Source organism: Alistipes sp. ZOR0009 (assembly GCF_000798815.1).
Taxonomy (GTDB): domain Bacteria; phylum Bacteroidota; class Bacteroidia; order Bacteroidales; family ZOR0009; genus Acetobacteroides.
In genome coordinates, this window is the sequence record NZ_JTLD01000093.1 from 1 (window position 1) to 425 (window position 425).

Genomic DNA, 425 nt, shown 5'->3' on the forward strand with positions numbered 1-425 from the left:
TAAGCCGACGGTGCGAGTTAATTTTCGCCCTGTTTTTTGTGCTACTTTTTTGCGCCAAAAAAGTAGCGGGAAGAAACCAGCAGAATGCTGTCGTTACCATCAGCGGCTGCGCTTTGCTTTTTTGCTACTTTTGGATGGTAGTCGGGAGACCGCTACTTAGCAAGGACGAAGACGCAACCGAGCATAAGTTGAGGCCTGAAGCCGCACCAAACCAAGCTTAGCGAGGGGTAGTCCCCAAAGGGTTGCAATAGGAACGATCCAAAAAGCCTGTCATCCCGTGCTTGTCACGGGATCTCCTGAGATTTGGCAGAAATACAATTCGAAGAGAAAAGATCCAGTGCTTATTCTGAGGAGATTGACTCCGTCGAACTCCGCTGCGCTACGGTTCCGGCCTACGCCGGGATGACTCTTGTTGAGAAAGTCTA

1 protein-coding gene is annotated in these 425 nt (G+C 50.1%); it reads left to right on the forward strand.

Features of this window, described 5'->3' with window-relative positions; genetic code table 11:
* The coding region (locus L990_RS20450; RefSeq protein ID WP_047451739.1) for a hypothetical protein at positions 1 to 221 on the forward strand (221 nt) is incomplete at its 5' end.
* Positions 222 to 425: the final 204 nt, after the last annotated feature.